This window comes from Paraglaciecola mesophila KMM 241 (genome assembly GCF_000315015.1).
GTDB classification, from domain to species: domain Bacteria; phylum Pseudomonadota; class Gammaproteobacteria; order Enterobacterales; family Alteromonadaceae; genus Paraglaciecola; species Paraglaciecola mesophila.
Genome location: NZ_BAEP01000079.1, coordinates 13317 through 38184, shown reverse-complemented (window position 1 = coordinate 38184; position 24868 = coordinate 13317). Strand labels below are relative to the sequence as shown.

General features: G+C 44.8%; 27 protein-coding genes. 14 read left to right on the top strand and 13 right to left on the bottom strand.

What is annotated here, in order from left to right:
• Positions 1 to 19: 19 nt before the first annotated feature.
• Together GMES_RS20285 and GMES_RS20280 are read left to right on the top strand one after the other, a co-directional pair.
• A complete protein-coding gene (locus GMES_RS20285) occupies positions 20 to 235 on the top strand; it encodes a hypothetical protein (protein ID WP_006994693.1) in 216 nt (71 codons plus the stop codon).
• Positions 236 to 284: 49 nt separating this feature from the next.
• Positions 285 to 491 (top strand): hypothetical protein, encoded by a 207-nt coding sequence (locus tag GMES_RS20280; protein ID WP_006994692.1) that lies wholly within the window; start codon positions 285 to 287, stop codon positions 489 to 491.
• Positions 492 to 1067: 576 nt separating this feature from the next.
• On the opposite strand, the gene GMES_RS20275 is transcribed toward GMES_RS20280, so the two are convergent.
• A complete protein-coding gene (locus GMES_RS20275) occupies positions 1068 to 1661 on the bottom strand; it encodes an acyl-homoserine-lactone synthase (protein ID WP_006994690.1) in 594 nt (197 codons plus the stop codon).
• Between the two features lie 228 nt (positions 1662 to 1889).
• Between GMES_RS20275 and GMES_RS20270 the strand changes: the two genes are divergently transcribed.
• Entirely contained in the window at positions 1890 to 2837 is a 948-nt protein-coding gene (locus GMES_RS20270) for a hypothetical protein (RefSeq protein ID WP_006994689.1), read from the top strand.
• On the opposite strand, the gene GMES_RS20265 is transcribed toward GMES_RS20270, so the two are convergent.
• Positions 2834 to 3577 carry a helix-turn-helix transcriptional regulator gene (locus tag GMES_RS20265; protein ID WP_006994688.1) on the bottom strand — a complete coding sequence of 248 codons (744 nt, stop codon included), beginning with the start codon at positions 3575 to 3577 and terminating at the stop codon, positions 2834 to 2836. The two genes, GMES_RS20270 and GMES_RS20265, sit on opposite strands and share 4 nt — an antisense overlap.
• Before the next feature lie 226 nt (positions 3578 to 3803).
• On the opposite strand from GMES_RS20265, the gene GMES_RS20260 reads away from it, so the two are divergent.
• Both GMES_RS20260 and GMES_RS20255 read left to right on the top strand, forming a co-directional pair.
• Positions 3804 to 4715: an ATP-binding cassette domain-containing protein gene (locus GMES_RS20260; RefSeq protein ID WP_006994687.1), complete on the top strand. Its 912-nt coding sequence runs from the start codon at positions 3804 to 3806 to the stop codon at positions 4713 to 4715.
• 1 nt (position 4716) lies between these two features.
• Positions 4717 to 6303: a hypothetical protein gene (locus tag GMES_RS20255; RefSeq protein ID WP_006994686.1), complete on the top strand. Its 1587-nt coding sequence runs from the start codon at positions 4717 to 4719 to the stop codon at positions 6301 to 6303.
• Positions 6304 to 6342: 39 nt separating this feature from the next.
• Here the strand turns inward: GMES_RS20255 and GMES_RS20250 are convergent, their stop codons facing one another.
• From GMES_RS20250 to gmk, 10 genes are all read right to left on the bottom strand, one after another.
• The gene (locus GMES_RS20250) at positions 6343 to 6822 is read right to left on the bottom strand and encodes a peroxiredoxin (RefSeq protein ID WP_006994685.1); all 480 of its coding nucleotides are present in this window, start codon (positions 6820 to 6822) and stop codon (positions 6343 to 6345) included.
• A gap of 36 nt (positions 6823 to 6858) precedes the next feature.
• A complete protein-coding gene (locus GMES_RS20245; protein WP_006994684.1) occupies positions 6859 to 7254 on the bottom strand; it encodes a VOC family protein in 396 nt (131 codons plus the stop codon).
• Between the two features lie 50 nt (positions 7255 to 7304).
• On the bottom strand, positions 7305 to 8153 hold the full coding sequence (locus tag GMES_RS20240; protein ID WP_006994683.1) for a class I SAM-dependent methyltransferase: 849 nt from the start codon (positions 8151 to 8153) through the stop codon (positions 7305 to 7307).
• Positions 8146 to 10221, bottom strand: a complete 2076-nt coding sequence (gene recG, locus GMES_RS20235; protein WP_006994682.1) for an ATP-dependent DNA helicase RecG — start codon at positions 10219 to 10221, stop codon at positions 8146 to 8148. The genes GMES_RS20240 and recG overlap by 8 nt, the downstream gene beginning before the upstream one ends.
• Before the next feature lie 202 nt (positions 10222 to 10423).
• Positions 10424 to 11068, bottom strand: coding sequence for a peroxiredoxin-like family protein (locus GMES_RS20230; RefSeq protein ID WP_006994681.1), 645 nt, complete (start codon positions 11066 to 11068; stop codon positions 10424 to 10426).
• Positions 11069 to 11150: 82 nt separating this feature from the next.
• Positions 11151 to 11903, bottom strand: coding sequence for a tRNA (guanosine(18)-2'-O)-methyltransferase TrmH (gene trmH / locus GMES_RS20225; protein WP_039987899.1), 753 nt, complete (start codon positions 11901 to 11903; stop codon positions 11151 to 11153).
• A 192-nt stretch (positions 11904 to 12095) separates the two neighbouring features.
• The gene (locus GMES_RS20220) at positions 12096 to 12482 is read right to left on the bottom strand and encodes a deaminase RidA (RefSeq protein ID WP_006994679.1); all 387 of its coding nucleotides are present in this window, start codon (positions 12480 to 12482) and stop codon (positions 12096 to 12098) included.
• Between the two features lie 21 nt (positions 12483 to 12503).
• The gene (spoT, locus tag GMES_RS20215) at positions 12504 to 14633 is read right to left on the bottom strand and encodes a bifunctional GTP diphosphokinase/guanosine-3',5'-bis pyrophosphate 3'-pyrophosphohydrolase (protein ID WP_006994678.1); all 2130 of its coding nucleotides are present in this window, start codon (positions 14631 to 14633) and stop codon (positions 12504 to 12506) included.
• Between the two features lie 157 nt (positions 14634 to 14790).
• Entirely contained in the window at positions 14791 to 15063 is a 273-nt protein-coding gene (gene rpoZ / locus GMES_RS20210) for a DNA-directed RNA polymerase subunit omega (RefSeq protein ID WP_006994677.1), read from the bottom strand.
• Positions 15064 to 15168: 105 nt separating this feature from the next.
• Complete coding sequence (gene gmk, locus GMES_RS20205; RefSeq protein ID WP_006994676.1) at positions 15169 to 15816, bottom strand: guanylate kinase; 648 nt, start codon at positions 15814 to 15816, stop codon at positions 15169 to 15171.
• Positions 15817 to 15935: 119 nt separating this feature from the next.
• Here gmk and cyaY point away from each other — a divergent pair, with 119 nt between their 5' ends.
• From cyaY to GMES_RS20160, 9 genes are all read left to right on the top strand, one after another.
• The gene (gene cyaY / locus GMES_RS20200) at positions 15936 to 16262 is read left to right on the top strand and encodes an iron donor protein CyaY (protein WP_006994675.1); all 327 of its coding nucleotides are present in this window, start codon (positions 15936 to 15938) and stop codon (positions 16260 to 16262) included.
• Positions 16263 to 16308: 46 nt separating this feature from the next.
• The gene (locus GMES_RS20195; protein WP_006994674.1) at positions 16309 to 16980 is read left to right on the top strand and encodes an alpha/beta hydrolase; all 672 of its coding nucleotides are present in this window, start codon (positions 16309 to 16311) and stop codon (positions 16978 to 16980) included.
• A 140-nt stretch (positions 16981 to 17120) separates the two neighbouring features.
• Positions 17121 to 17600, top strand: coding sequence for a YHS domain-containing (seleno)protein (locus GMES_RS20190; RefSeq protein ID WP_006994673.1), 480 nt, complete (start codon positions 17121 to 17123; stop codon positions 17598 to 17600).
• Between the two features lie 27 nt (positions 17601 to 17627).
• The gene (locus tag GMES_RS20185; protein ID WP_006994672.1) at positions 17628 to 18107 is read left to right on the top strand and encodes a GNAT family N-acetyltransferase; all 480 of its coding nucleotides are present in this window, start codon (positions 17628 to 17630) and stop codon (positions 18105 to 18107) included.
• A 227-nt stretch (positions 18108 to 18334) separates the two neighbouring features.
• Positions 18335 to 19264: a hydroxymethylbilane synthase gene (gene hemC / locus GMES_RS20180; protein WP_006994671.1), complete on the top strand. Its 930-nt coding sequence runs from the start codon at positions 18335 to 18337 to the stop codon at positions 19262 to 19264.
• Positions 19265 to 19267: 3 nt separating this feature from the next.
• Positions 19268 to 19990 (top strand): uroporphyrinogen-III synthase, encoded by a 723-nt coding sequence (locus GMES_RS20175; RefSeq protein WP_006994670.1) that lies wholly within the window; start codon positions 19268 to 19270, stop codon positions 19988 to 19990.
• Positions 19991 to 21367, top strand: coding sequence for a uroporphyrinogen-III C-methyltransferase (locus GMES_RS20170; RefSeq protein WP_006994669.1), 1377 nt, complete (start codon positions 19991 to 19993; stop codon positions 21365 to 21367).
• Positions 21364 to 22545 carry a heme biosynthesis HemY N-terminal domain-containing protein gene (locus GMES_RS20165; RefSeq protein WP_006994668.1) on the top strand — a complete coding sequence of 394 codons (1182 nt, stop codon included), beginning with the start codon at positions 21364 to 21366 and terminating at the stop codon, positions 22543 to 22545. The genes GMES_RS20170 and GMES_RS20165 overlap by 4 nt, the downstream gene beginning before the upstream one ends.
• A gap of 1 nt (position 22546) precedes the next feature.
• On the top strand, positions 22547 to 23566 hold the full coding sequence (locus GMES_RS20160) for a DdPDE7 family 3',5'-cyclic-nucleotide phosphodiesterase (protein WP_006994667.1): 1020 nt from the start codon (positions 22547 to 22549) through the stop codon (positions 23564 to 23566).
• 137 nt (positions 23567 to 23703) lie between these two features.
• On the opposite strand, the gene GMES_RS20155 is transcribed toward GMES_RS20160, so the two are convergent.
• A complete protein-coding gene (locus tag GMES_RS20155; protein ID WP_006994665.1) occupies positions 23704 to 24861 on the bottom strand; it encodes an ROK family transcriptional regulator in 1158 nt (385 codons plus the stop codon).
• Positions 24862 to 24868 lie beyond the last annotated feature (7 nt).

Below are 24868 nucleotides of genomic sequence, written 5' to 3'. Positions count from 1 at the left end.
TTAAAAACGGAGAAACACCATGCAACTTAACTTCGCAACTCAAGGCGTCAATTTCATCGCATTTACTGGCTATGCACTGGTATATGACGCACAAGAACTAGGTGACTTAACTGCCGCAGTTAACACCGACCTTATGAACGTACTTGCTGACAAAGTGGACCCTGCATTACTCGATGCGGCGACACAAGCAGCCAATAGCATTAACGACATCGCTAGCAACGTATCTGTTAGCTAATAGATGACCTGGCGGCGCAAGCCGCCCTTAATTTAAAAAAGGATTCTTTATGAAAGGCTCGGCATTTTCAATAAACGGTGTGCATTTTTACTCAATGACAAACTATTACTTCATTGTAAAAACAGATGAAGTAGAAAATATAACAGCGGTTGCAAACTCCGATTTGTTAAATCAACTTTATGACAAAATCGATCCGCAAATTTTGGATGCTGCCACACAAGCCTCTGATTTGATTAGTTCAAGTACTTTGGCTTAGCATACGCGGCGCCAGTAATAATTTGAATGCTGGCGCAGTCTTTCTCTCCCCATCACGTTTGTTTTACCCATCGAATATAAATCACCAAACAATAAGTTTCCATGCTCTGAGCCACCTCAGGTTAGAAGCAATTGCCTGCGCTATTATTCATAACTATTTCATCAGAGATTGAAAATAATAGTAAGCACTTACCCACTAAAAACCTATCGGTAGTTAAGTTATGTAGACGTAACTTGCTAAGTAAGGCACTTGAACAGAATAGCTTATTTTAATAAAGAGGCTCCTAGCTTGTCTTGTTAACTACAGATAAATTAAATTAGCCTGGGGATCGGCATTACCCTATTCAAAATAACGATACAAGAGTTCGATAGGATACAGACAACAATGTTCATCTATCGTTTTTTGTAAGGCAAAGATAATTTGAGAGATGACCTGAAACATCCTTTCAAAAATTGTATTTATATGATGTTTGAAATTTACTGTGGGGAGAATGAAAATACAGTTGGGGAGTCAACGGTTGGATGTTCTGGGCGACGTGTAAAACACGAGCGCCCAACGATATAGGCTTATAAAATGTTAATGAATAGGATTAATATTTAGGTTGTTGTCCACTTTCACCCATAGGGCAACGGATTTCTCTACACCAATTTGCATCGCTTGACCATCTCCCATTCTACGCATATTTACCCCCAAATATCGAAGAATTCGCTCACAGGCCGTCGTAGTTACCAGTACATAATCTGTAATGCCATTTTTAATCGCAAATGAATAAAATGAACTTACTAAGGCAGCTGTATCTTCGCTTGCGACACGAGCTGATTTTCCTGTTCTATTTTTACTGATAGCAAAGCGACTTATTTCCCATATGTTTTTTTCTTCGGGTGCTAATTCCCCTCTTAATAATTCTGGAAATATATCTTTTAGCATATAACTTTTTGTTGTTGGTATTGCACGCCATCCGCCAACAATATCATCACTCTCATTTAACATAGCAATATAACTTGGCTGCTGGTTATCAAAAAAGTCTTTTTCCAAGCCTTTATCAGACTCGACATCCCAACCTAATCGCCCTTTAAAAACTTCAGATCTTAATTTAAACATATCGTTAATTAATTCTGGATTGCGTCCAAATTCATAATTATTTTTATCTATTACTTTAATTTGTCTCATTGTGCTGAACCTAGTTTAGTTAACTTGTAACTAAGCATATTCAACGAAAATCAATAAATTCAGCTATCACATTTTACAGTAGGGTTTTAATCATTATCCCTAGCTTAATTCCAATAAATTTCTCCTGTAATATCTGACAGTATTTTTATAAAACACCGTAAGATCTAACAGGATATAAAAACGTTTAATACAGCTAAAATATCGAAATGGAGTTAACTGGATTCGACTATGAACAACAACATTTTTGCCCTTCGTTCTCGCTGTTTGTCGTTAGTAATAGATAAAGCAGCGTCTATTTCACATTACTGTGGTGCAGCTTGGTTATTTTGTCTTAAGGGTAAGATACTGAAGCTTCAAGGAAGCACTCAGCTGGAATCTGAAGCTCTGCTGTTGAGCCAGATAAAGGCAAGTGGTGCCGGGGCAGACCTTTACTTGTCCTTGCCTCCTAATGCTTTGATTATGGATAGTAACGCACTATTTAAAAGTGCAACCGACGCGGGTATCGTAAACATTCTTCATCCGCGCATCCCCACTCATTTCAGGTTTAGTAACAGGCAAAAAATGAATTTTTTCTCTCACAACATTAACGTTATTGCTATCAACAATGCCTTGATGGACCTCGGGACGGTTATAACCATGCAGACCAACAAACAAAAGAAGAGGCCTTGGATAAGTTGTATTACCTGTGCTGACCTGTTGGGCAGAACGGCTGACTTTTCTACGTTTGATGAGGATATAGAAGCGGTCAACTATATAAAGAGGCTGGTTGGCAATATGGAATTTGTGGCTGAAGAGCCTACGTGCTTGTCATTCAATGTCAGCAACACAAAAAATAATTCGAACAAAGCTATTCAACATTACACAGTAAAGAGCCTACAGGACGTGAAGCAACTGATAACTCACGCGTCCGAGCGTAAAGTTACCTGTGGCGTGGTCATTGTCCACACTGATTTAGCTAAAGAAATGATCGTGCATGGTCTCGTCGATGAAATGATATATTATCTATCCTTACAACAAACCGAGCTCGAAAATACCCAACCGATAAGTTTACTGAATAACGCTTGGAAAATATCCAGCAGCTATCACTTCAGTAACGGAATAAGGTTCAACGCTCGTCCTGAGTCCGATATGATTAAACAGCAATTTGATAGTGAGCACCGTTTATACCTAAATTAGATATTAGGTTTAATTATGCCCTTTTTAATCGCTAGCGCGACAGCATGCTGCCGATTAATAGCACCTAGCTTGGTGTTTGAATTACCTAAGTGAAATAAGACTGTTCGCTCAGAAACATTTATTATCTGCGAAATTTCCCAAGCTGTCTTACCTTCACAAGCCCAGAACAAGCATTCAAGTTCTCTTTTCGTTAGCTCTCGTCTATCTGTTTCGTCGCTTGCACTTATCTCAAGTAGAACGTATCGCTCGAATAAGTGCGTTGCAAATGTGTGGCAAAACATCTGAGCGTTATCTAATACCTTATTCGCATCAGCACGTTCACCTATTGCTACACTGAATACGGCAATATTTTCAGAAGTAGAACGAATAGGGATACTTAGTCCATTGTACAAGCCATATGCCGCCGCTTTTTCGAAAACAAGTAAACCTTTGCTAGAAGAAAAGTCTTGATACTCAACAAGCTTGTCCCAGCGGATTGGAGATTGCTTTTCAAAGATGTATTTAACAACAGGGTCGTTTTGTTGTTCACTTTCCTTGAAATAAAGCTCGAGCCATTTCTCTGGATAATTCGAAATAACCCTAATCGTCGGTGAATATGAGGATGTTTGACCAATCACGCCCAATAAATAATACGGGATATCAATTAGCAGACAGAACCTTTCGCAAGTTTCCTTTAGAGCATCAATTGAGCTACTTTCGTCTACACTTTCTAGTAATTCGTAGAATTCTTCGACTTGCATCATCCCTTCCTTGTTGGAAATGTCTTTAGATTTTAGTCACCAACAGTGCGTTTTAATCATAAAGCATGTAGCACTCGTTCATTTAGTAACCAAGCTAGCAAAAAAAGGTAAGTAAAACTACCAAAAAATCACATGTTCAATCTTCAAACCTGTCAAAAGTAACAAGTAGGCAGGAGGGCGTAAGCTTCTACAATAGGGGTTCTGTAACGCACAGAGGTCATACGAAATGTCAAACGCAAGCTTTCCAATAAAAGAAGTTCAACTGGGTATACATAAATTAAGCAAGTCGTACCACGAAAATCATACTGCGCTCAACAATATAAGCTTAACATTAACACCTGGCATAATTGGCTTAGTGGGATCAAACGGAGCAGGCAAATCGACTCTGCTTAAGTTAATTGCACAGTTGGAGCGCCCTAGCTCTGGAAGTATTCAATTAAATGGCCAAGATGTAGCAGGTTGCCCGCAGTTAATTAGACAACGACTGGGCTTACTGCCGCAACACTTTGCTGTCTATGAAAATTTAACAGCAAAACAATTTTTACAGTACTTGGCCGCGGTTAAACAGGTGACTAGAAAACATGTAGCTCAAGATATCTCTGAATTGCTACACGCACTCAACTTACACGAGTTTGAAAACCAAAATATTTCTACGTTTTCAGGTGGCATGCGTCAACGACTCGGCATCGCACAAGCTTTGCTCGGCGCACCCGACATACTTATTTTTGACGAGCCTACCGTCGGGTTAGATCCCCATGAACGAGTTGCCTTTCGTAGCCTGCTCAAGAAATTAGGCAAGGATAAAATTGTCCTTTTATCTAGCCATATCATTTCTGACCTCGCTTCTATATCAGATAACATTTTAGTACTCGCCAGGGGAGAGGTTTGTGCCTTCAACACACCTGAAAATTTACTTCAGCACATGGAGGGCAAGGTGTGGGATATAATGCTGAAAACCACAGAAGCGAGGCAAATCGAGACGCAGTTTAAAGTTTGTGATACCCAATATTTTGATAATAAAACGCGATTAAGAGTTATTCACGAAACTCCCCCTACTAAGTGTGCTAGTTCTATAGCGCCTAATTTAGAGGACGCCTATCTGTTCTATACAGCCCCTTGCCCTGTAGAGGCGCACTAAAATGAACTGGTATTTTTGGAAAATTGTTCAATTAGATTTATACAACAGGATCCGCAAAACTAACTGGTGGTTTGCCTGCCTTTGTATGATAGCAATAACATTATTTATTTTTCCTGATTCGAGCGCCGGGTACGCCGTTTTAGACATTAATGGCTATCGGGGAACATACAATTCTGCTTGGATGGGAGAGTCATTAGCATTAGTAAGTTCTTCGTTTGTGCTGCTGTTTGGGTATTACTTACTATCAGGTTTTGTAGCCCAAGAAAAAACATCTCAAATACAGAGCTTATTGCTCTCTTCTTCCTTCACTATCAATCAATACTTAAGTACCAAGTTTGTAGTCAATGTTTTACTACTAAATATCATTGGTATTTTGATGATAGCTGCTGCTATGTTGCAACAGCTAATAGCCCAAGAGCAAAGCACAATATATATTACTTCGTACATATTGCCCTACCTAGTGCTCATACTCCCAGTCACTATTATGGTAAGTTGCTTTGCTTTGTTATTTGATATTCTTCCTGAAAAAATACAAAAATATAGCAACTTAATATACTTTTTCGTTTGGGCGTTACTCTGTACTTTAAATATTTTTGGGTTATCAGCTCACAGTGATTTTATACGGCAAATGGAGCAAGCTGCACCCTCATTAACTACAGGGCAAACCCAACATTTATCCATAGGAATATCGAAGCTGAACCGCATCCAAGAGACATTTAATTGGCAAGGAGTTAACTATGATATCTCCGTTTTCATACCAATTGTTTTGCAGTTACTTTTAGGGTTAGTTATTTTTACAATCACTTTGAGGCTCGCGAATGGACCATGCCATCTCTTATATCAAAGCAAATCTAATCGTTTTAGCACATCCACTAATCCGAAGAAGGCTTCGTCGAATTCCTTCGCGCTCACTGACTATCTATTTACTATAAACTCTCAATACCCACTGTTAAACGCGGAATTAGGGATGCTAAGTAGCCATTTAAACCGCTCATTTTGGGTGATTGCTACATGCTTATTCTCAGTCTCTTTATTGGTTTCACTCGATACTCTCCGTGCGGTTATATTGGCTATTATTTGGCTCCTTCCTGTGGTGACGGTTTGTCAATTAAGCATGTGCGATGAGCGCTCTGAAACCGCGGTTCTTTTATCAGGCTACCGAAATCAACTCAGCTTGAGACTTACGCGAGTACTTGCCGCAAGCATATTTACTGGCCTATGTTGCTTGGGTGCTTTAATAAGGTTTGTAATAGAGGGAGAGTTTATTGCTGTGCTTCATCTTCTTGGGTACTGCTTACTACTCCCATTGGGATCAGTAACGTGCAGCATGATTTTTCATTCGCAAAAAATGTTCCAATTGAGCTTTTTGTTCTGCTGGATAGCCAGTGTAGTCAACCACGCTCCTTATAGTGATCTGATTGGTGTGACCGCCAGCAGCCAAGGCTTTAGCGCGACATGGATTGCTAATTTAACCTTGTTTATCATGCTCATTGCATATCATGCCAATCTTTTTACCATGCGATGCAACTTCTGGTATGTCAAAAGTAAAAAAGCCGTCGTTGAATATGTAAAAAGCGGTGCTCATTAAGCTAAATTTTATTGCACCGCGCCAATTACTTCACAGAATTTAGCCGTTCAACGCAGCTAACATACTTTGTGCATCACTGACTTCGAACTTGCCAGGGGCTTCGATGTTTAGCGCTTTGACTACACCGTTTTCCACTAGCATAGAATAACGGCCAGAGCGTAAGCCGCCGAAGGTGCCTGTGTCTTTAGCAAGGTCAATAGCTTGGCTAAACTCAGCACCGCCGTCAGCGAGCATAGTCACTTCCTCTGCGTTTTGTGACTTGCCCCAAGCTTCCATCACAAATGCATCATTCACCGATAAACAGATAATGCTATCAACGCCTTTCGCCTTTAACTTATCAGCCAAGGTGATATAGCCTGGCAAATGGGTATTCGAACAGGTCGGTGTATATGCGCCTGGCACGGCAAACAACACAACTTTTTTATCCGCGAATAAATCCGCTGTTGTCGGATTACTGCTTTCGCCATTTTCGCGCAAGCTAAAGGTTACTTCGGGTAAGGTATCGCCAACGTTGATCATAGTATTTCCTTCTTTAAATGAGTGATAGGCATTAGATTATTTAGGTTGCAGTAAATCCCACTTATTGCCAAAACAGTCTTGGAATATTGCCACAGTGGCGTAGGGTTCGTCTCTTGGCTCTTCTAAAAAGACCACTCCCCGCTGCAGCATGTTTTGATAATCACGGTGAAAGTCATCCGTTTGCAGGAAAAACGAGACACTGCCGCCTGTTTGATTACCCACCCATTGCTGCTGGTTAATAGCCGCTTTCATCAGCACTAATGCGGCACCTGTCTGGCCTGCGTCATTATTTGGGGCGACCCGCACCCAGCGAGTATCTGGGCCATTTTTAATGTCGTCAAGCAAAGTAAAACCCAAAGACTGGGTGTAAAACTCAATCCCTTTATCGTAATCGTCGACCAATACACTCACGTTACATACGCTTTGTTGCATGACATTCCTTCTAAATAAAACCAAATAAATGAGAAACGGCGGTTTCGTCGCTAATTAATCAGATACACATCAAAGCGATTCGCCTTGCCTTGCATTTCGATATGGGGCTTTTGTTGTGCTAAAAAAGGGGCACCGGCTGGGCGTTTTACCACTACGCGCTTTTTGGCGAGCGCGAGCGCAGGGGCAAGCAAGCCATCGGCGTCTTCGTCTGGGCCAAGTAATTGCTGAAAAAGGCGCATTTCTTTTTTCACTGCCGCGCTTTTTTTTCGATGGGGGAACATGGGATCAAGGTACACCACATCGGGGGCAAGGTTTGCTGGTTCGTTACACCAGTTCGCCATTAAATCAATGGCGATGCCATGATGTAAGCGCATTCGCTCAGGCAGCCATGCACTTAGCTCTGCACTGTGTTGTGCTCGCTCAAGTCCATCAGCCAACAAGGCGGCGACCACAGGGGAGCGCTCAATCATATCTACATTACACCCCAGGCTTGCAAGCACGAACGCATCCCGCCCGAGGCCAGCGGTGGCATCAAGCACACGCCAGTCACTTTGCCCTTTTAAACCAACCGCTTTGGCAACGGCTTCTTTTTTGCCGCCACCGTGCAGGCGCCTAAAGGTTAAAGCGTCAGAGGCAAAATCCACCAGCACTTCGCCTACTTTTGGCTCATCTAATTGCTTTAACGCTAAATGCGCTTCGCTTTGCATCAGCACCAAGCCACGACTGATATTGCCATCGAAGCTCAATTGCCATGCAGATGCTGTGCTCTTGGCTTTTTCAACAAGTTCCGGGCTGGCGTTTTCTGGCACAGTGAGAACAGGTACTGTCTTGATAGGCGCTGTGAACGGCGATTTTGCGGGGCCATTTTTAGCCGCATTGATGTAAGAATTATCAGGCATGACCAAAATGCTCTTTGTGACCTAACCAGCGATTAATAATGGCTTGTGCATTTGCAGGGTGTCGTTCCCATAACGTTACAGACAAGGTTTGTACTTGCGGGATAAGCTCGGCATCACGTACCAAATCGGCGATACGCAAGTCGGCCAAGCCTGTTTGCTTGGTACCCAACAATTCACCTGGACCACGTATCTCTAAATCTTGTTGGGCAATATAAAAACCATCATGGGATTCACGCAGCACAGCCAATCTCTTCGCAGCCACTTTTGATAACGGGCTTTGATACATCAGCACGCAATGACTTTCAACTGAGCCTCGCCCTACTCGCCCGCGAAGTTGATGCAATTGCGCTAAACCCAAACGCTCTGGGTTTTCGATGATCATCAAACTGGCGTTGGGCACATCCACCCCCACCTCGATTACTGTGGTAGCCACCAATAAGTCCACCTCGCCGTCTTTAAATTGCTGCATCAAACGCTGTTTTTCGTCGGCTTTGAGGCGCCCGTGCACCAAACCAACCTTTAATCCAGGTAAGGCTGTTGCTAAGGCAATGGCGGTTTCTTCTGCAGCTTGTGACTGCAACACCTCTGATTCTTCAATCAAGGTGCATACCCAATAGGTTTGCCTACCTTGTTCTACAGTGGCCAAGCGCACGCGCTCAACCACTTCAATGCGCCTCGTTTCGGGTAATACCACGGTGGTAATAGGCGTACGCCCAGGCGGTAGCTCATCAATTACCGAGGTGTCTAAATCTGCATAGGCTGTCATCGCCAATGTGCGCGGGATGGGGGTTGCAGTCATGATCAATTGATGAGGGAATGCTCCCTGCTGCACGCCTTTTTCACGTAATGCCAAGCGCTGATGCACGCCAAATCGATGCTGTTCATCCACAATCACCAGTGCTAAAGATTGATACTGCACGGCTTCTTGAAACACCGCATGGGTGCCCACCAATAACTGCAACTTGCCGCTGGCTAGATTTTCGAGGGTCTCGCTACGGGCTTTCCCCTTTAACTTACCGGCCAACCAACCAACTTCAATGCCTAGGGGGGCAAACCAACCTTGAAAGTTATTCATGTGTTGTTCGGCTAGCAACTCTGTGGGCGCCATCATGACTACTTGATAACCCGCACTAATCGCGGATAAAGCGGCCATGGCAGCGACCAGAGTTTTTCCAGAACCCACATCCCCTTGCACTAAACGCATCATAGGCGTTGGGCGCTGCATATCGTGTTGAATGTCGCTGATAACACGTTGCTGAGCACCGGTTAAATCAAATGGCAAGCTACCGAGTAGCTGTTTTAGCAGGGGCTGACTTTGGGTGATAGCAAAGCCTTTTTGCAACTGACTTTGCTGGCGAACTTTGAGCACACTTAAGTGATGAGCCAGCAGCTCTTCTAGTGCTAAGCGCTGCTGAGCTGGGTGCTTACCTTCCTCAAGTAAAGCCAGGGTGACATCAGGCGGTGGCCTGTGTACCAAGTGTAACGCTTCAATCAAACCGACTTGTTGCTGATAAATATCGGCGGGCAGCAACTCAGCTAAACCGCCTTTATCAAGCAAGGTAAGGGCTTGCTCGGTTAAATTGCGCAAGGTGATTTGTTTGACGCCCTCAGTAGAGGGGTAAACTGGCGTTAAAGACTCAGCCAACTGCCCGTTGGAATCAGCACTAATAGTTTTGTATTCCGGGTGCATGATCTCTAAGCCATACTTACCCGAGCGCACCTCACCGAAACAACGAATGCGCGTGCCGTTTTCTAAGCTATTTTTTTGCGCAGCAGAAAAGTGAAAAAAGCGCAGTGTGATCGTGCCTGTGCCGTCGCTGATACGCACGATTAGCATGCGTTTACGACCAAACTGCACGTCGCTAGACATAACTTCACCTTCGACACTGGTATGCAAATGCGGCATTAGCTCAGCAATAGGGTAGATTCGAGTGCGATCTTCATAACGATGGGGCAAGTGAAATAACAAGTCTTGAACCGATTGCAGTCCAAGTTTAACCAGCTTTTCAGCTACTTTGCTGCCGACCCCTTTTAGCTGAGTGACCGGCGTCTGGGCTAGCCCTAACATCGAGAGTCCGAACTTTGCGTAAGCCAATTAGGGAAAGTGATCAAAAGCACAATAGATAACACAAAAATAGCCGCCTGCCGTTCAAGTAAATCAGATACAAAATATCGCTGAGTTATTCATTATACTTCACGATTTACTCAATTGGGGCAAGAACTTAACACCATTTGTTCCTAGCTTAACCCCATATTTCGCGCATCTAGTTTTAAAGCGAATACTTAGCCGCTTGATAAAGTAATTCAGGCGACAGGCGCTGTTTGTAATCAGGGTTCACGTAACTAAATTTAATCACACCCTGTTCGTCAAGAATGTACACCGCGGGTGCTGGTAATACGCCGCGCCCTGCTTCAGCAGATGCATTTAACACAATGCCTTTTTTCTGTTTGTACTTAGCGGTTGTTTCTTCAGGCACATAATAACCAATACCAAAGCCTCGTATGGTATCCAGCTTGCTGTCAGAAAGTAGTTGCACGGTAAACTTGCTCTGCAGTTTTTGCGCTTGCAGTTGTGCTGGTGTTTCAGGGGATATCGCTAAAATTTGATAACCCAAATCATCCAATGATTTTTCAATGTCTTTTAGGCCAGCCAACTGACGATTACAGTAAGGGCACCAGCCACCGCGATAAAAAATCAGCACAGTCGGCTTTTGCATGGTCATGGCTTTTAAGCTGACCGGCGCGCCATCAGCGGTTTGCAATTTGGTATTTGGGGCACTATGGCCTACCAGCAATGGAGTAACATCTTGGGCATTTTCAGCAATGGTAGTGCGCTCAAATGCACTAGTGGCCACAGAAAATATCGTTGATAATACAAGTAAACTGAGCATTGCCGCTTTTAAATAATGACGCATTGTTAAACTCCTAAGCTGGGTTTTATAAAAATGGCTACATTCAAATGGGTAAATGCGTATCCGCTAACGCCTATCCTTTGGCTCAGCGATTGCCTCTGTGACTTTTTTCGTATTCTATCTCGTTATTCACTTCTTGTTCGAATTGGCGCATGGCTTTTGCGGTGGTCTGCATTTTCTGCCACCACGTGGTATCTGCGACTATGTTTCCGCCATCATCAATGCGCGGGTAAGCTAGGCCTTTGCTCTTACAAACGTTCGATAAGACAGGAAAACCGCCTTCAAACAACACTCGCTGGCATTCCTCTTCGCTAAGTTGTTGAATGGCGTACATACCCGCCACTTCACGCTGACGCTGAGCTTCGTATAACACCACGGCAGCGGCCACCGAAACATTTAACGACTGCACCATACCCACCATGGGAATAACGATGTTTTTGTCAGCTAGGGAAATCGCTTCTTCGGTAGCGCCGTGCTTTTCTTGGCCAAGAATAATGGCCGTGGGTTGGGTGTAATCTATCTCCCTGAAATCCACCGAATCATCAGATAAATGAGTGACCAACACTTGCATGTTTTGTTGTTTTAACACGCTAACAGCATCGCCAATGCTGGTGTGCATATCGGTTTTAACCCAATGCTCTGACCCCATAGCAGTGCCTTTGCGTATTTTGGTTTTTTGATCCCATACACCATGAATGCGGTTGATCCCCACAGCGTCACAACTGCGCAATACAGCAGAGACATTGTGTGGTTTATGCACTTGTTCTAAACAAACCGTTAAGGATGGCTGGCGGGTAGTTAACAACTTACGAATGCGCTGATAACGCTCTACAGACATGGGGGCTATGGCAGTCATGGTTTTATATTCTTTTTCTTATTGATGCCATATAACTCTGTTGCCCGCGATGAAGCGTGCCGAGTAGGCGAGCATCTTTTGATCAGCGCACGGCCAATTGGACTCCCGTGCGCAGTGCAGCGCGAAAGCGCCGTCTAAATTATAAAGCGAATATTCTGATGAGAATACCTGATATTACTCAGGTAATTCCATCACGCCATCGATTTCAATTTGAGCACCTTTAGGCAGTTCTTTCACGCCAATAGCAGCGCGCGCAGGGTAAGGTTGCTTGAAATGCTTACTCATGATTTCGTTCACAGTGGCAAAGTTAGATAAATCCGTTAAGAAGATATTCACTTTCGCCAAATCATTAGTGCTTCCCCCTGCGGCTTGGCAAACGGCTTGAACGTTTTTAAATACTTGTTCAGCTTGCTCGGCAAAATCGTCAGAGATCATTTCCATGGTTTCCGCCACAAGAGGAATTTGCCCAGACAAATACACAGTAGTGCCAGATTTAATCGCTTGGCTGTAAGTACCAATAGCTTGTGGAGCCTTGTCAGTATGAATAACAGACTTAGACATAATATGCTTACCTTTTAAAGTTTATACGTTAGGTGATTTATTCTGCTTAGATTGGCTGTGCCTTGAAACCCTTTGAACTTCGGGCATGATGCGAATTTTTCGCATGACATCAGCGAGCTGAATACGATCTGTGATGGTCAGTTCTATATCAATGTAATAGATACCGCTTTCTTTTTCTTCGGTTTGTAAACCGACGATATTGGAGCCGCACGAAGCCACATTATTGGTTAAATTGGCGAGCGTCCCTTGATGGTTTATTAATTCGATTCGCAGCGCAGCTTTAAATTCACCTTGAGGCTCATCGTCCCACTTCATAACAAGCACCCGCTGAGGCTCTTCTTTACTCAGTTTACGAATGTTACTGCAACCCGCTTGGTGAATCATCATGCCGCGACCTGGGCTAAGTACCGCCACAATTTCATCCCCTGGGATAGGGTGACAACAGCGGGAGTAAGAAACCAATAGCCCTTCTGTACCTCGAATCGCGACTTTGCGTCCGCTATCAGGTATTTCAGCTGCCTCACCGAGTAGACGCCTAGCGACGATAGCGCTAAGCTCATTGCCTAAGCCGATATCTGCCACCAGAGAATCAAAGTCACTATGCTTTGTCTCTTCTACCACACGGTCAATATCCGCTTGTGGAATTTCATCTAATTTGGTTTTACCCAGCGCATGGCGTAATAAACGATTTCCCATGCTGAATGCTTCTTCAGAGCGCTGATGCTTAAGGTAATGGCGAATATGCGAGCGCGCTCTAGCACTGACCACAAAGTTAAGCCAACTGGCATTAGGTTTCGCTCTGGGTGAGGTAATGATTTCTACGGTTTGGCCGTTTTCCAACGGTTTACTTAACGAGTATGTGCGTCTTTCGACTTTCACCCCAACACAGGTATTCCCCACACCGGTGTGCACAGCGTAAGCAAAATCCACGGCCGTAGCCCCAAGAGGCAGTTCGATAATACGTCCGTCTGGGGTAAACACGTAAATTTCGTCTGGGAATAGATCGGTTTTTACGTTTTCGATAAATTCAAACGAAGAGCTAGCGCTTTGTTGCAACTCAATAAGTGACTGCATCCATTTACGAGCGCGCACTTGCGCTGTGGTATCGCTGGACTCTGAATCATCTTTATACATCCAATGCGCAGCGACACCGATATCGGCCATTTTGTCCATTTCGGCGGTGCGAATTTGAATTTCTACTGGAATACCGTGAGGGCCAATCAAAGACGTATGCAATGACTGATAGCCATTCGTACGTGGAATAGCCACGTAATCTTTAAAGCGCCCTTCAATGGGTTTATACAAACCGTGCATAGCGCCCAGCGCTCGATAGCAATTGTCAGCACTGTCTACCACTACGCGAAATGCATAGATGTCCATGACTTCGTTAAACATCAACTCTTTGTTTTTCATCTTGCGATAAATTGAGTACAAGTGTTTTTCACGGCCAATGGTCAACGCATTCATACCAAATGCAGCTAAGCGGGTTTCCACTTCTTTATGAATATTTTCAATAATTTCTTTACGATTACCCCTCGCCTGTTTCACCGCGGCTTTCAATGCTCGGTGACGCATGGGGTACATAGCTTGAAACCCTAAGTCTTCAAGCTCATTTTTGATATCATGAATACCCAAACGGTGGGCAATTGGCGAATAAATTTCGAGTGTTTCACGGGCAATACGGCGACGCTTATCAGGGCGTAATGAGCCAAGAGTGCGCATGTTGTGTGTGCGGTCAGCCAGCTTGATCAAGATAACGCGAATATCTTGCACCATAGCCATGAGCATCTTACGAAAATTCTCAACTTGCGCTTCTTGCTTGCTACTAAAATGAATTTTTTCGAGCTTACTAACACCCTCGACTAGCTCACCAACGGTTTCACCAAACTGTTCGCTCAGGGATTCTTTGTTGTGATGGGTGTCTTCGATGACATCATGCAGCAATGCAGCCATTAGCGTTTCATGGTCAAGACGCATGTCCGCCAAAATGCCAGCCACGGCTACGGGGTGAGTAATGTATGGGTCGCCACTGGAACGCATCTGCCCATCATGGGCTTCTTGGGCTACCACAAACGCACGTTGAGTTTCTGCTACCTTGTCCGGTGGGAGGTAGGCCTCAAGCTTTTGTTTTAAACCCTCAAAAAGATACAAGTGCTGTTAGTCTCAAACGGTGAAAAGTTTAAGGATACGGTGAAATGGGCGCTAAGCCAACGGCTAAAACATCAGTTTGATGTTCCACCGCTGGGATCAGGCTTTTTCCCTCGGTCTAACGCCCCTAAACTCATGTTCAGAAACGTAAGTGCTAGGGTTACTGTTCTTGAAGAATATTTGCTACAGACTCAAATTGAGCTTGGTCTTGTGCATGTTGATCACGCAAATTTTCAGCATCAAGAGTAGAGGCTGTTACGAATCCTTCTTCAATTTCACGTAGTGCTACAACTGTAGGCTTATCAGTACCTACTGTTACATGTGCAACTTTACCTTCAATCGCAAGTTGCCTTGCGCGGCGTGCTGCGACTAAAACCAAATCAAACCGATTGCCAATTTTATCTACGGCATCTTCAACTGTTACGCGAGCCATTTTGATCTCCGTCGTGTAGCTATGTTTTAAAAAAAGGTCGCATAGTGTACTTGCAAACCTGTCATTAGCAAAGATCTTTCACGATCTAAGCGTTGAATTTCTGTGCTAATCGCTTGCCAGTAAATTTTCGAACAAACTTTTATGGCGCATAACCTGCTTTTCTTTACGTAAACGGCGACTTGACACAATGGCGTCAAGCTCTGCCAATGCGGCGTCAAAATCATCATTGACCACTATGTAATCAAACTCGTGGTAGTGCGATATTTCAGAGACCGCTTTGTTCATGCGATCTTGAATGACCTCAGGGGTGTCTTGGCCTCTTTCGGTCAAACGGCGCATTAATTCTTCTCGTGAAGGCGGAGCAACAAATATGGTCGCGGTATCTGGGATTTGCGCCTTAACTTGACGGGCCCCCTGCCAGTCGATATCCAAAAACACATCTATCCCCTTGCGCAAGGTTTGCTCAATGACCACTTTAGAAGTGCCGTAATAATTGCCAAATACTTCAGCCCATTCGAAGAATTCATCTTGAGTGATCAGCTGTTGAAATACCTCTCGGCTGACAAAATGATAATGTACACCGTCTATTTCACCTGGGCGAGGTGCCCGCGTGGTGTGAGAAACCGAGACCTGCATTTCATTGTTATGAATTTCCGTCGCATCATGGTTTTGCAGTAACGCTTTGATTAAGCTAGATTTACCAGCCCCTGAAGGCGCGGCAAGTATAAATAAATTTCCGAGTGATTGTGGCATAGAAGATTTTCAGTCAAGTAAGTAGATAAAGTGAGTGTTGAGATTTCTATGCAATGTTAGCATATTCCCTTTGCAATGGTGCTAATGCATCAAAACTGTTCACAAAAGGTGACGCAACAATGAACGACAGCCAATATCACCAACTCATCGACGACCTGCTAATTAACTTAGAAGAGATGCTCGATGATGTAGAAGCCGATATCGATTACGAATCCGCTAGCAGCATTCTTACCCTTATTTTTGTTAATGGCACTAAAATCATCATCAACAAACAGCCGCCGCTGCACCAGCTGTGGGTAGCCACCAAATTTAACGGCCATCATTTTAACTATCAAGAAGGTCTGTGGATTGACGAGCGCACTGGCGTTGAGTTTTGGCAATTTATGAATGATGCAGCCAGCAAGCAAGCCGAAGTGCCAGTGTCTTTCCCGCGACCGACCGAATAAGCATTAATTAAAAACGTTTTAGAACGAACCAAAGAGTGGTAACCCTATGAGTGACAACAATTTAGAGTATGTAGAAGTGAACCCAAGCCAACCCCACAGTGCAGTGGTGATTTGGTTACACGGCTTAGGGGATTCTGGTAATGGCTTCGCGCCAATCGTACCTGAACTAAAAATACCCGACGCTTTGCCTATTCGCTTTGTTTTCCCTCATGCCCCAGTGCGCCCCATTACGGTGAATAACAATATGGAAATGCGTGCTTGGTACGACATCGCTAGTTTAGATTTTAATCACAGAGCAGATCGCGTGGGTGTTGAAGAGTCCGCTAAGCAAGTGGAAGTACTAATTGATGCGGAAATTGCCAACGGCACACCAGCGGAGCGCATTGTATTGGCAGGGTTTTCACAAGGTGGCGTGATTGCGCTGCATTTGGGCACGCGCATCAATAAGAAACTCGCCGGCATCATGGCGTTATCAACCTATATGTGTGAACCCGAAACCCTGACCAGTGAAGCAAGCGATGCCAATAAAAGCACACCTATTTTAATGGCTCACGGTCAGCAAGATAACGTGGTGCCCGTGTTTATGGGCAATGCTGCGTACAAAGTGTTAGAAGAAAATGGTTATCCTGTCACTTGGCAAGATTACCCTATGCAGCACAGCGTGTGTTTAGAAGAAATTAATCATATCTCAGTGTGGTTACAAGCACGTTTTAGCTAGTTTACCTAGCTCCGCATCGCACTTTCCCAAGGTATAAACGCTTTGGGATAGAAATGTGATGAAATAAAATTCCTGTGCTCTCGGTTTTATTGGATAAGCCCTTTATCTAATATGTAGCATCAGCTACCACAGGAATTAACATGACCATCAACCCCCTTGTCATTGTTCATCGCATAGCGAAGATTGCCATGCTCTTCATCATGCTTAGTGTTAGTCATTTTACCTTTGCACAAGATCCCATCGAAACAGGCTTTTTTAGTAACAAAGCCATTTACGGTTACGATACCGTCGCTTACTTCACTTCGAACAAGGCAATAAAAGGCGACGACGCATTTACCACCCAATGGCGCGGAGCCGACTGGTATTTTAGCTCGCAAGCACATCTAGACTTATTCGAAAGTGAACCTGAAAAATACGCCCCGCAATACGGTGGTTACTGCGCCTATGCGATGGCCACAGGAGATTTTGTTGGGATAGATGAAGACGCTTTTATTATCGATAATGGTAAGCTTTACTTAAACTACAGCGCCAGCGTGCAACAAAAATGGCTGGCGAATAAAGCCCAATATATTGAACAAGCCGATGCCCAGTACCGCATGCAGTACCCCACAAGCAACTAATCTTGATAACGAAGAGTTGCTCTGGTGATGCACATTAACCTGCTCCCATTGAGCGAAGAGCACAGCGCAGATATTTCTGCGCTGGCCATGAGGTCGAAGGCTCATTGGGGGTACTCGTCAGCATTTATGCAGCAATGCGCGCACGAACTCACTTATTCGAAAACACAAATCGCCCATAAGGACTTTCATTTTATTGGGGCGTTTACCTCTTCAGGCAGTCAAGCCTTAACGCCGTTAGGCTTCTATGCAATTCAGCGTTTATCCGCAGAAAAAGCAGAACTATTGGCGCTGTTTGTTAGCCCGTCTGTTATAGGGTGTGGTGTTGGAAAAAGCTTACTGCAACACGCAATAAGTGCAGCAAAATTACACCATTTCAAAGCTATGCTTATACACAGCGACCCACATGCCGCTGCCTTCTATGCGAAAAACGGTGCCAAGCGAATAGGCTCTCAACCCTCTGGCAGTATTGCGGGTCGTGAACTACCGATTTACCAGATACTGTTGTAATGAACGCTGGGGTTCAACACGCTTTCGGACAATAGATGCACATGCTCTATTGAACCGCTTCAATCACCAAGTACTTCATGGCATTCAACATCTATTTTGACGTCTGTTGTTCAGTTTTGGGGGCAGTATTACGCTTTTTCAGCAAAACTAGATCTTTGCCTACTCAAAGTGGACGTAAATTCTGATAATATCGCGGTATAAACTCGTCCGTTAACAGTGAATTTTTCATGTCAGATCGCGTTATTCGAATTGCTACGCGCAAAAGTGCTTTAGCCATGTGGCAAGCAGAATATGTTCAAGCCAAATTACTTGAAGCTCATCCTCAACTTAAGGTTGAATTGGTGCCTATGTCCACACAGGGCGACCGCATTTTAGATACGCCATTAGCCAAAATTGGTGGCAAAGGCTTATTTATTAAAGAGCTTGAAGTCGCTATGAGCGTAGGCCGCGCGGATATAGCCGTACATTCAATGAAAGACGTACCCGTTGATTTTCCAGAAGGCTTTGGCTTGCACTGCATATGTGAAAGGGAAAACCCCTATGATGCATTTGTGTCAAACACCTATGCGAGCATCGAAGAATTGCCCCAAGGCGCAATAGTAGGTACTTCAAGTTTACGCCGTCAGTGCCAAATTCGTAGCGCCCGCCCAGATTTAACCATTCGGGACTTACGCGGTAACGTCAACACGCGTTTAGCGAAGTTAGATGAAGGCCAATATGATGCCATTATTTTGGCTGCTGCAGGCTTGATCCGCCTTGAAATGCAAGGTCGCATCAAAACCTATATCGAACCTACTGTGTCCCTGCCCGCTGTTGGTCAAGGCGCTGTAGGCATTGAATGTCGCAACGATGACGCTGAGCTAATCGAATTACTCAAGCCGCTGAATCACAGCAACACTGAATCACGGGTCAAAGCCGAACGCGCCATGAACGCTAAATTAAATGGTGGTTGCCAAGTGCCTATCGGTAGTTATGCCGTATTAAACGGTGACGAACTGTACTTACGTGGATTAGTCGGCTCACCCGATGGCAGTGTACTTCTTCAGGCTGAGAAACGTGGCAATGTGAATGATGCAATTAGCATTGGCGTTGATGTGGCTGAGCAGCTGCTTGAAAAAGGCGCAGGTGAAATTCTTCAGGCATTATATAAAGACTAAACCATGACCGTGCTGATATTCCGCCCAGAGCAAAAATGCGCCCCAAGCGCGGCGCGTTTTTTTGCTGCGGGTTTACCAGCGGTTGGTGTCGGTCTGATTAGTACACAGGCCAATGAACAGGCTCTGAGTTCTTTGCCGGGCTCACTTCGCACCCTATCCTCTGGGGACGGTATTATTGTTACCAGCACAGTGGTAGGTCAGTTATTGGCTCAGCAGCGCATTGAGCTACCAAATGCAGCGACTATTTTTGCCGTTGGTAGCAGTACTGCTGAGGGTTTACGGGCTCAAGGTTACGACGTGATTGTGCCTCCGGTGCCTACCACCGAAGGCTTATTAGCGTTAACGCCCCTGAAAGAAATAGCAGGGCATAAAGTCCTTATCATAAAAGGGCAAGGCGGCCGTGAAGATTTAGCCCAACAACTTACCCAGCGCGGCGCTACTGTTTTGCTAGCCGATATTTATCAAAGGATAAAAATTGCCACGCCTAAAGCCACACAAGAGTGGCAAGCGAAGCAGATTAGATGCATCATTGCTACCAGTGGTGAAATGATAGATACGGCGTTTGAGCATTTCGATGCGAAGTGGCTACAATCCTTACCGTGGATTGTGGTAAGCCCGCGAACTGAACAAATTGCCGCAAAACGCGGTATAAATACAATATTTGTCAGCGATGACGCTAGCGACCAGGCACTTATTCGCCGTGCCAAGGAATTTTTGGAGCATTAAATGGCAGACCAATCAGATACGAATAATTCATCAGGCAGCAAGCCAAAGGGCGACACGCCTCAAAATAAGCCAGATCAAACGAAAGACAAGCCCAGTAGCGCATCTTCAGGTGTTGCTTCAAGTGCCTCATCAAGCACTGCATCCAGCGCGGTAATAACGCCTGCTGCGCCAAAAGCCGAGTCGGCTGCTCATGGCACGAAAAAGAATCCTACAGCTCCTTTGAAAAGCGACAACAACGTGAAAAAGACTACTAGCACAAGCGATAATTCGGGTACACCTAGTGCCACCTCCCCAATCAAAAATGAAAAAAATCATAAACCGGCCAAAACCGGTATTTTATGGTTCGTTACTATCGTCAACCTGCTAATTTTATTATTAATTGCAGCTGCTGCATATTGGGGCTGGACACAATGGGAGCAGCAAAAGCAGACCCAAGAATCTACTCAAAGTGAGCAACAAGACATTTTGACGCGCCAAGCGCAGCAAAACTTGTCTATTACCGATGAGGTTAAGGAACAAAATAACCGACTTGAATCACAGCTACGCAGTGTCAACCAAGAGCTACAAAACGCTCTTGAAGAAGCAGAGGCTGCGAACAACCAATCTCAGGCCAATAAACAAATGCTAAGCAGTATCGCCGGCCGCCGCCCCGCAGATTGGTTACTTGCTGAAGCAGACTTTTTAGTTCGCATGGCTGGACGTAAATTGTGGTTAGAGCACGATCTAAAAACCGCGATAGCCATGCTGCAATCTGCTGATAGCCGTTTGCAAGACTTAGACGACCCAAGCTTATTGCCCATTCGAGAACGCCTAGCGAATGACATACAAACTTTGGCTCAGGTAAACCCAGTGTCTTTATCTTCCATCGCGCTGCAAATCAGTGCCTTGTTGTCTCAAGTTGACCAGTTACCGCTTAATACCTTCGAACGCCCTGATATCGCAACCGAAGGTGGTGAAGATGTTTCCGATTCAGTCGATGACTGGAAAGCGAACTTATCACGCGCCTGGGCAGCATTCACCAAAGACTTCTTCAGCTATAAAAAGAAAGAAACCGAAGTGCAGCCATATATGTCAGCACAGCAACAATGGCTGGCTACTGAGCAACTAAAGCTATCTTTACTGCAGGCCCAAAGCGCCGCGTTAAAAGAGAATGTTGAGTTTTATCAACAGTCACTGCAAAACGCGCAACGGGTACTAGACGAAAACTTCGCCGTGGACGAAAGCGCAGTAGTACAATTTGACCAACGTCTTGAAGAATTGGCAGAAACCGACATTAAGCGCGTTTATCCGAGTCAATTTAACGCCGCACCGGCGCTGCAAGACGTTATTCAGCAACGTATCGACAATGTATTTGTAAACGGAGCTAACCAACCATGATAAGAATTTTGATGGTCTTCGTGGCCTTGCTTATTGCCGTGTTGGTTGGGTCTTTAATATTCGACGACAAAGGCTATGTGTTTATTGATTTCGCTGGCTACGTTGTTGAAATGAACGTATTTTCCATGGCAATCATGACCATCTTGGTGATTGTAGGTTTGCTACTTTTTTCATGGCTAATCAAAAAATTGATCATGATTATATCAGGTTCAAAAAACTGGCTAGGAAACTGGGGCTCACGCAAAAAGAAACGTGCATTCACCAACGGCCTCATCGCCTTGGCCGAGCAAAATTACCTTGAAGCACGCAAGCAACTTGCCAGCATCGAGCAGGAAGATTTCGATGGTTTGAACTTACTTGCTGCCGCAGAAGCAGAGCTACAATTGCAAAACCCCGCTGGCGCGCAAGAAAACTGGCGCTTGGCTACCTCTTATCCTAAATCAGCCTTTGCTGCTCGGTTGTGCTTAGTGCGTGACCATCTGCAAAACCAGCGCCCTGTTAAAGCCCTCGAAATATTAGATGAGCTCGAGGATAAACAAAAACGCCAACGTTCCGTGCTAATCCTGCGAGCCCAAGCGTTGGTTCAAGCGGGTAAATGGCAAGAATTGAAAGACCGTCTACCGTCTTGGAAAAAAGCCTTAGGTGAACATTATGAACACTATATGCAGCTGGCATCGAAAGGTAATTTTGCTGAAATTGCCAGCAAAGAAGGGGCAAACCAGCTGAAAGAAAATTGGCATTCGCTGCCTAAGTCGACCCGACGCGACCCTGCTTTACAAGCAGCCTACGTTAAGCAGCTAATCGACCAAGACATGCATATCGATGCTGAAGCGGCACTGGGCGAGTATCATAAAAACAAACCTCACCCTATGTTGCTGCCGCTTTACAAAGAGTTAAAACTGTCTCAACCCACCACGTCGCTGAAACAGTTAGAGCAATGGTTGAAAGCAGACGACATGAACGTTGAATTACTTTCTACATTGGGCGCTGTAGCCTATAACGCTAAAGATTTTAGTTTGGCCGAAAAAGCCCTAAGTAAAGCGATTAAGCTGGGCAATCGTCAGCAAGATATATTGCTGTTGGCAAAAATCAAAGAGTCTCAACAAGATAACCAGCAAGCCTTGGAGCTATACAAACAAAGCTTGGCCCAACCCAATGAACTGAGCAGAACGGATTAAGATGCGAGATATAATGACAAAAGCGAAATGGCTACTGACCATTTCGCTTTTTTTTGTAAGCAGTACAGGCCTGCAAGCCGAAACAGATGACTCTTCTCCAGCGTTTGAACTGGTGGTGCTGGGCGACAGCGGCGGTATACAAGACGGAAACTTAAGCGCGTTTTTGCTGCGCTCTGTCACCGAACCTAACTATGTCGCGTTAGATGCGGGCACCTTGGTCAACGGGATAAATCAAAGCGTTAAGCAAGGCGCGTTCGATGATTTAGCCATTGTCGATGATGATAAATGGGGTAAAGCGGGCAGCATTTTGCGTCATCATGTTAAAGGTTACTTAATTAGCCATGCTCACCTTGATCACATCAATGGTATGTTAGTGGCATCCCCCGAAGACAGCAAAAAAAGCATTTACGCAATTCCTTCAGTCAACACCATGATCGGTGAAACCTACTTCAACGGCAAAGCCTGGGCTAATTTTAGCGACCGCGGCATTCCTCCTTTGCTGAACAAATACCACGTGGTGGACTTGCTGCCAGGTAAAACAGCGCCCATTGCTAACACTGCGCTACATGTCACTGCTTTTAGCTTGAGTCACCCAGTAGAGTCCAGCGCGTTTGTGATTGAACATGGGGACGATATATTCGTTTACTTCGGTGACACAGGCCCAGACATAGTGGAAAAACAAGATAAGTTAGATGCCATCTGGACGTATCTCGCCAAGCAGGTAAAACACAAAAAGCTGCGCGGCGTCATCATCGAAACATCTTTCGAAAACGAGCGCCCCCATAACTTGTTGTTTGGCCATTTAACACCCGAGTTACTAATGGGCGAGCTTCGCAGCTTAGCGACCAAAATAGGCGGCGAAAAACCGCTTCAAGGTTTAAATGTGGTGATTAGCCATATTAAGTACACGTTGGCTAAAAATGTTGACCCAAGAGCAAACATTACTAAGCAACTAGACGATGGTAACGATTTAGGCTTAAACATTATTATTCCTAAACAAGGGCAAAAGCTGCTGTTTTAAAAGACTGGTCGGCGAAGTGTATGTGCTGGTCAGTGAATGTTGAGTGTTATTCGGTGAATGCCTCACAAAAAAAGCGTATTGAATACAGTTCAATACGCTTTTTTGTTTCAGCTACTTTCGGTTCAGACCGGCAACGCTTACAAACACAACTCCCTAAGGGGAATGGTTGCAGCACCAATTGAAACAGGGTGTTTCTCTATGCCCGACACCACAATTTTCGGCATTGGGCGCTTTGCTCCCCGGCGAAATTGTGCATACACGTCGATACGGGGAATGACCATTTCAGCCAACTCTTTAGGGATATGCCCGCCGATGATAATCGCTTCTGCGTCCAGTAAAGCAGAACAACAGGTGGCGACCAAATCAAACGAGTCCTGTACCTTGAAAATCCATTCTTCTACCCCTGGCCAGTTCGGATCGAACTCTTCATGCAAGTTGTAAATGGAGCTGAATTTCACCCCATTCTTCTTCAAGATCCGTTTCAGTAATTCTAAATTGGGGTGGGCATAGATTTTTGATGGCAACATATCGCCCAACTCACCGGCATTACCATAGGTGCCCCGGAGCACCTCCGTATTAGTGACAACGCCGCCACCAAAAGCTGATGAAACAAATAAGTAAACAAAGTTCTTATACTGGCGCCCCACGCCCGCTACACCTTCGCCCGCGGCCGCGCCTGTGCCGTCATTCACCACCCAAGTAGGCAGTGTAAAGTGATTTGAAATAATCTTAACGATATCCACCTGCGACCATTCTTCAAGCATGTGGTGGGTGTTCATCTTGCCATCCATGGAGCTAAAGAAGCCTGAAATTCCCACGCCTATGCCAAGCACGCGAGTTTCGTCTAGTTTACAGCGCGCACTTAGTTCACCAATAAGTTGCTCTGTCGCCTCAAGCACATGTGCAATACTCATATCGTCCATTTCGCGGAACTGAGTCGACATAACATTGCCTGCAAAGTCCATCACCGCCACACCTACTGCATCTAATAATATCGATACACCGAAGGTGTAGGCATAGTCAGGATTTAGCTCAATGCCAAAACCCGGCTTACCTTTAGGATTGGGGATCATCTCTTCGGTTTGGCGTAGCACCTTTGATTGGGTCAGGCCTTTTAGTAAGCGGGACACGGTTTGCTGAGGAATTTTGGTGGCAGACACCAATTGGCTCTGAGTAACACGCTGCTCCCAAAAGACAATTTTGATAATATCCCGCTCAATATCTTGGAAAAGCTTACTGCCTTTTCCGAGTTTAAAACCAGAGCGCAAATATTGACTGTTGTCTATTGAGAACATAAGTAAT